Source organism: Bradyrhizobium sp. IAR9 (assembly GCF_013408065.1).
Classification (GTDB): domain Bacteria; phylum Pseudomonadota; class Alphaproteobacteria; order Rhizobiales; family Xanthobacteraceae; genus Bradyrhizobium.
The window spans coordinates 49582-56245 of record NZ_JACBZW010000025.1 but is presented as its reverse complement, the minus strand read 5'-3'; the positions used below and the strand labels follow the sequence as shown (position 1 = coordinate 56245).

The following is a 6664-nucleotide window of genomic DNA, read 5'->3' as shown; positions in this document are numbered from 1 at the left end:
GACCTCGCTGGCAATTGCCGTGACCGCGCCCCTCTCTCCTCATGTCCTCAGCCTCCAAGACCGATAACGCAACAGGCCCCTTGTGGGAGAAGGTGGCGCGAAGCGCCGGATGAGGGGTATGTGTCCACTCGCACGGCCGCTCGTGAAGAGAGAGACCCCTCACCCGGCTTCGCTTTGCGAAGCCACCCTCTCCCACAAGGGGAGAGGGTGCAGCGGTGCCCTTCGCTAAATTCACTTCACCAGCTCGCATCCACCCTCCGCCAGCGGCCGAAACGCCTGCTCCGCGGGAATCGTCGAGACCAGCTTGTAATAATCGTACGGGTATTTCGACTCCTCCGGCTTCTTCACCTCAAACAAGTACATCGGGTGCACGACGCGGCCGTCCTGGCGGATGGTGGTGTCGCCGAACAGTTTGTCCTTGCCCCTGAACTTCTTCATCTCGGGCACGGCGTCCTTGGCATTGTCGCTGCCGGTCGCGGCAACCGCGTTGAGATAAGCGAGCGTCGAGGCATAGACGCCGGCCTGGTTGCCGCTCGGCATCTTGCCGTTCATGCCCGGCCGCGCGGCGAAACGTTTGGCAAAGGCGCGGGTGTCATCGTTCATGTCCCAGTAGAAGGCTTCTATGAGCTGCAGGCCCTGCGCGACCTTGATGCCCATGCCGTGGACGTCGTTGATGAAGAGCAGGAAGGCGACGAGCTTCTGGCCGCTCTGCTGGATGCCGAACTCGGCGGCCTGCTTCACCGCGTTGATGGTGTCACCACCGGCATTGGCAAGGCCGATCACCTGAGCCTTCGAGCTCTGCGCCTGCAACAGGAAGGAGGCGAAGTCGGAGGTGCCGAGCGGGTGCTTGGAAGAGCCGGTCACCTTCCCGCCATGGGCCTCGATATATTTCTGCGCCTCCGCCTCGATGCCCTTGCCGAGCGCGTAGTCGACGGTCAGGAAATACCAGTCCTTGCCGCCGCGCGACATCATCGCGGCCGCGGTGGTGTTGCCGGTGGCCCAGGTGTCGTTGACCCACTGAATGGTGTTGGGCGAGCAGGCCTTGCCGGTGAGATCCGAGCTTGCGGTCGACGACGCCAGAAAGGTCATGCGGCTGTCGCGCAGCAGCGTGTTGATGGAGAGGCCTACGGCCGAGTTCGGCACGTCGACAATGGCATCGACGCCCTCGACATCGAGCCATTTGCGCGCAATGGCATTGCCGACATCGGCCTTGTTCTGGTGGTCGGCATAGACGATCTCGACCTTGATGTTCTTGCCACCCCCGTTGAAATCCTCCGCGGCCATGCGCGCCGCTTCCACCGAGCCCATGCCGTTGGTATCCTGGAAGATGCCGGAGATGTCGTTGAGCACGCCGACGCGCACGACATTGTCCGAGATCTCGGCGCTCGCCGCGCCCGTCACCAGGCTCGCGGCCAGCGCAAGCGTCCATTTCAGATGTTTCATCGTTCCCTCCCCTGTTTGATAGTTTGCCGCGCCGGTCGTTGCCGGCGCGTCGAGACTCAGACCTGCCGCTCCGGCAGCTTCACCACGAGCCCGTCGAGCTCCGGAGTGATCTTGATCTGGCATGACAGCCGGCTGTTGGGCAGCCGCTCGCTCGCTGTGCCGTCGAGCAGCGCGTCCTCGTCGTCAGCCACCGCGGGAAGCCGCACGAGCCAGCTCTCGTCGACATAGACGTGACAGGTCGCGCACATGGCGTTGCCGCCGCACTCGGCCAGAATGCCGTCGAGACCGTGTCGGGTCGCCGCCTGCATGGCGCTCTCGCCGTCCGCGGTCTCGAGGCGGTCGGACTTGCCGTCGGGATGGATGAAAGTGATGGCGGGCATCAAAGCTCCTGGTCAAGCCGGGGTGATGGTGACGGGCAGGCTGTCGAGCCCGCGCAGCGTGTTGTTGAAGCGACGCTTCGGCTCGCCCGTGATCTCGATCTTCGCGATGCGCCGGGCCAGCGCCGTCAGCATCACCTCACCTTCGAGGCGGGCAACGAGTTGGCCGACGCACATGTGGATGCCCGAGCCGAAGCCGACATGACCGGAGGTGCGGCGGGTGATGTCGTAACTATCAGGCTCGTCCCAGCGTCTGGGATCGCGATTGGCGGCGGCGAGGAACATCAGCACTTTCTCGCCCTCGCCGATCGTCGCACCTGAGAGCTCGACCTCCCGCGTGGTGGTGCGGAAGAAGGTCTGCACCGGGCTTTCGAACCGCACAGCCTCCTCGAAGGCGTTGCGCGCCAGCGTCAGATCAGCGCGCAGGCGCTGCCACTGGTCGGGGAAGCGCGCGAGGCAATAGACGGCAGCACCGATGCCGTTGACGGTGGTATCGAGACCGGCCGACAGCAGCGAACGCACCAGCAACGGCGCCTCGGTCGCCGTGATCTCGCCGGCGTCGACGCGGGCGTGGATACAGGCACCGAAGCCACCGGGCGCGAGGTTGTCGCGCTGGCATTGCTCGGCGACATAGGCCTGGTGCGGCGTCGAGCGCGCGATCGCCTCCTGGCGCAACTGGTTGGGCGGGCCGAACGCGTTGAACACGACGCTCGCGTAGGGAATCAGATGCTCGCGCCCCTCCGCCTTCAGGCCCAGCGCATCCGGAAAGATCGAGAGCGGATAAGCCTCGGCGAGATCGGTGATCGCATCGAAGCTGCGCTTGTCCAGCAGTGCGTTCACGCGCTCCTCCGCCGCGGCGGCAAAGCGATCGCGCACCTGCTTCATCACGGTCGGCGACAGCACCTTCGACAGCACGGCGCGGGTGCGGGTGTGCGCAGGCGGATCGGCCTCGAGGATCAGGCTCGGCGGCCGCCACGGCGTCTCCTTCTTGAAGTCGGACAGGCCGACGCCGCGGCTGGAGCAGAAGGTCGCGGGATCGTTCAGTACCGCATGGACCTCGGCATAGCGCGCCACGCCATAGACGTTCCACTTGTCGAGATAGACCACCGGACCGGCCTCCCGCAGCCGGTGATGCGTCGGATACGGGTCGGCGAAAAAATTCATGTCGAAGGGATCGACGTCGAGATGCGGGACGGCCACAGAGCCTGTCGATGCAGGGGTGCCGGATGCGGTCATGGGAGACCTCTCTCATTTTGATCTTGTGAAAGCGCGGCGCATGCCTTTAGGTCGGTGGCCTCACCGCGAGACAGAACGCCGACATGCCTGCGCCTTCGACCAGACCCCGCCACAAGCCTACGCCCGCAGAGTCGGGACCGACGCTCGATCTCGAGCGTTACGTCCCGGCCTTCGTCACCTTCATCGCCAACAAGCTCTCGAACAGCGCGACCGCATTCTATCAGCGCGAGTTCGGCGTCAACGTCACGGAATGGCGGGTCATGTCGCTGCTGGCGATCGAGCCCGGCATTCCGGCCTCGCGCATCTGTCACGTCATCGGCTTCGACAAGGGGCCCGTGAGCCGGACGCTGGCGGGCCTCGAGAAGCGCGGGCTGATCTCGATCCGCACCGACCCGAACGACGGCCGCACCCATTCGATTTCCCTGACGGCGAGGGGCCGCGCCACCCATGACAAGGTGATCGCCGCGGCGCTCGAACGCGAGCGGCGACTGTTGTCCTGCCTCAACAAGGACGAGCGCGAGGTGCTGATCGGCCTGCTCCGCCGGCTGCACGAGAATCTCGGCGCGGTCACCGGCGGCACCGAGACCTGACGGGGCGCGCTTCCGGCACCCTCCTCCGTCACGTCCAGGCATGCGCCAGCCTTTGCCGACGGCACCGTTCGGGCCGAGCATCGTTTCCTCCAGGATCAGACGCGGCAGGTTTCCCGCCGTCATCGCTCTCTGGAACGGTTCGCATAAATTAGTTGCTTAGGCAACAAAAGAATCAGCAATATATTGCGGCAGGGTCACTGGCCTATGGGTGAGAGGTCTCGCTTGCTTCCTTCTCCCCTTGCTTGTGGGAGAAGGTGGCGCGAAGCGCCGGATGAGGGGTTGTCTCCGCGACTACACGTGGCAGTGTGAGACCCGGAGAGAACCCCTCACCCGTCTCGCCGCTGCGCGGCGTGCCACCCTCTCCCACAAGGGAGAGGGAAACGCGGCCAGCTACAGCCCGATCCACTCCGCCGACGCATCATCATTCAACCGCGCCACCGCATCGGCGCGGCGCGTCAGCACGGCGCGCTGGTTGATGTAGCCCTTATCGGTGATCTCGCCGCCATCGACCGATGGCGTCTCGGCGAGAAGCAGCGCGCGCGTGGCGTGGCCGGAGGAGTTGGGGCCCTGCTGCCTGAGTTTCGCCAGGCCGTGTGCGATCGCGCTCCTGACCTTGTCATGCGCGAGCACCTCGTGCAGATCCGCCGTCTCGCCCAAGCCGGCATGGGCACGGCAGGCCGCGATGTTCGGGAACACCAGAAAGCGCACCTCGTCGCCGCCATGACCTGCGACGACGATGTCCTGCGCCAGCGGTGCCAGCGCGGCGATGCCGGCGACACGCAGGGTGCCGACGCTGACCCAGGTGCCGGAATTGAGCTTGAAATCCTCGGCGACGCGGCCGTCGAAGAACAGTCCGCGCTCCGGCCGCGCGTGATCGGCAAGCTTCACCGCATCGCCGATGAGATAAAAACCCTCTTCATCAAAGGCCTGCTTCGTCAGCTCCGGCGCCTTCCAATAGCCCGGCGTGACGTTGGGACCGCGCACCCGCACCTCCAGCTTGTCGCCGGAAGGGACGAGCTTCAGCTCGGTGCCGGGAATGGGGACACCGATATTGCCGGAGCGCTCCGCGAGGAAATGGCAGTCGGCCGCCAGCGGCGACGTCTCGGTCGAGCCCCAGGCCGAAACCATCGGCATCGCGCGGCCCACGGTCCTGATCGAGAGGTCTTCGAGCGCATCCCAGAGATTCTGCGGCAGTGCCGCGCCGGCATAGAAGGCGAACTTCACCTCGCTGAAGAAGCGGCGGCGCAATTCCTCGTCGCCGCGCAGTGCCGCGATCAGCATGTCGAAGCCGCGCGGCACGTTGAAATAGACCGTCGGCATCACGCTTTTCAGATTGGCGAGCGACGTCGCAAACAGCCCCGGCGCCGGCTTGCCGCCGTCGATATAGAGCGAGCCGCCATTGCGCAGCACGAGATTGAAATTGTGGTTGGCGCCGAAAGTGTGGCTCCAGGGTAGCCAGTCGAGGATGACGAGGTCGCCGCGGCTTTGTTCGAGGAAGGTCCAGGTCTGCGCCTTGGCCTGCTGGCTCGAGGTCAGCATGCGTTGGGTATTGATGACGGCCTTGGGCGCACCTGTTGACCCCGAGGTGAACAGGAGTTTTGCGATCGTATCCGGCGTCACCGCGGCGAACGCCGTTGCGACGTCGGGCGTTTCGGGCGTCGCGGCGATGGTGTGGAACGCGAGCGCACCGACATCGTCAGCGTTCCCGCTGATGATCTGCGCCTTGTGCAGCGGCTTGATCGCCGCCAGCGCTGCCGCAAATGGTTTCGTGGCGGAGACATAGATCGCGCCCGGCTCGAGCAGCGCGATCATGCTCTTGAGCTTGTCAAAGTCTTTCGACATCAGCGAATAGGCCGGCGAGATCGCGGCCGAGGGCACGCCGACATGCTGGGCGGCCAACGCGAGCAGCGCGTGGTCGATGCTGTTGTCGGAGAGGATCGCGAGCGGGCGCTCTGCGCTGAGGCCCTGCGCCAGAATCCAGGACGCCGCCGCACGCACCTGTCGCAGCGCCTGCCCATAGGTGACGGTGGTCCAGGGTGCATCGACGTGGCCGCGCTCGGCAAGGAAGATCGTGTCAGGCGTTTGCCGCGCCCATTGCTCCAGCCAGTCGCCGATACAGCGCGCGCCATCGCGCAACGGTTCGGGCGAGCGCAGCACGATGCTGCCGTCGGCGCGATGCTTGGCGACGGTTCTGGGTGTTGCGAACAGGCTCGCAGCGTCGCCGTGTGGCGCGACTGTCATGTGTTTCCTCCTCCGCCCGGCCCCCGGGATCGGCCGCAGCCTCGTTCCGGGCTGCCTTGGCCATAATGTTTGGCATGACAATTGTTGTCGTCAACAACAATCTTTCGCCCGGGCAACAGAGACGCTACAACAGGTGCGGCAGGAGACGCGATTGACAGCCACCGCAGCCCAGACTTCCGCACGCAAGCGCGCCGGCAACGGCGCGGCGCCGCGCGATATCGCCGACGATGTCGGCCTCGACGCGCTGGTCGGGCACGCCGGCTATGCGGTGCGGCGCTTCCAGATCTGGATCTTTCAGGACTTCATCAGGACGCTCGGCGATGTCGACATCCGGCCGACGCAATATTCGGTGCTGACGGTGATCGGCGCCAATCCGGGCCTGTCGCAGATGGCGGTGGCAAAGCGCCTCGGCATCGAGCGCGCCCGGCTGGTGCACCTGCTCGACAGCCTCGAGCAGCGCAAGCTGGTGAAGCGGGTCAAATCGAAGGCGGACCGTCGCTCCCACGCGCTGCATCTGACGACCCAGGGCGAGACGGCGCTGGCGAAATTCAAGCGGCTTGCGGCCGAGCACGAGCGACATGTCGAAGAGAAGATCGGCAAGGAAAACCGGGCGCAGCTGCTGCGGATCCTCGCCGGCTTCACCTGATCTCGACTGCCCATGATTTGAGCAGATGCCCGTCACAGGGCGCTGACATCGCTGCCCGCTCGCCTGTCGAAATATCCCCCAAGCCACTGATCACACGGATAATATCCGCAGCAGCATTCCTGCCCGGTTAA

Annotated in this window: 6 protein-coding genes; 2 read left to right on the top strand and 4 right to left on the bottom strand. The window is 65.2% G+C overall.

The window, feature by feature from the left end; all coding sequences use genetic code 11:
- Positions 1–231: 231 nt before the first annotated feature.
- From GGD67_RS38470 to GGD67_RS38460, 3 genes are read right to left on the bottom strand one after another with little or no spacing between them, the layout of a single operon-like run.
- On the bottom strand, positions 232–1443 hold the full coding sequence (locus tag GGD67_RS38470; RefSeq protein WP_179740164.1) for an ABC transporter substrate-binding protein: 1212 nt from the start codon (positions 1441–1443) through the stop codon (positions 232–234).
- 56 nt (positions 1444–1499) lie between these two features.
- On the bottom strand, positions 1500–1823 hold the full coding sequence (locus GGD67_RS38465; protein ID WP_018316861.1) for a 2Fe-2S iron-sulfur cluster-binding protein: 324 nt from the start codon (positions 1821–1823) through the stop codon (positions 1500–1502).
- A gap of 12 nt (positions 1824–1835) precedes the next feature.
- Positions 1836–3056 carry a cytochrome P450 gene (locus GGD67_RS38460; protein WP_179740162.1) on the bottom strand — a complete coding sequence of 407 codons (1221 nt, stop codon included), beginning with the start codon at positions 3054–3056 and terminating at the stop codon, positions 1836–1838.
- A gap of 83 nt (positions 3057–3139) precedes the next feature.
- Between GGD67_RS38460 and GGD67_RS38455 the strand changes: the two genes are divergently transcribed.
- Positions 3140–3646 carry a MarR family winged helix-turn-helix transcriptional regulator gene (locus GGD67_RS38455; protein ID WP_179740160.1) on the top strand — a complete coding sequence of 169 codons (507 nt, stop codon included), beginning with the start codon at positions 3140–3142 and terminating at the stop codon, positions 3644–3646.
- Positions 3647–4036: 390 nt separating this feature from the next.
- Here the strand turns inward: GGD67_RS38455 and GGD67_RS38450 are convergent, their stop codons facing one another.
- Positions 4037–5887, bottom strand: coding sequence for a feruloyl-CoA synthase (locus tag GGD67_RS38450; RefSeq protein ID WP_179740158.1), 1851 nt, complete (start codon positions 5885–5887; stop codon positions 4037–4039).
- 151 nt (positions 5888–6038) lie between these two features.
- On the opposite strand from GGD67_RS38450, the gene GGD67_RS38445 reads away from it, so the two are divergent.
- Positions 6039–6533 carry a MarR family winged helix-turn-helix transcriptional regulator gene (locus tag GGD67_RS38445; protein ID WP_179740156.1) on the top strand — a complete coding sequence of 165 codons (495 nt, stop codon included), beginning with the start codon at positions 6039–6041 and terminating at the stop codon, positions 6531–6533.
- Positions 6534–6664 lie beyond the last annotated feature (131 nt).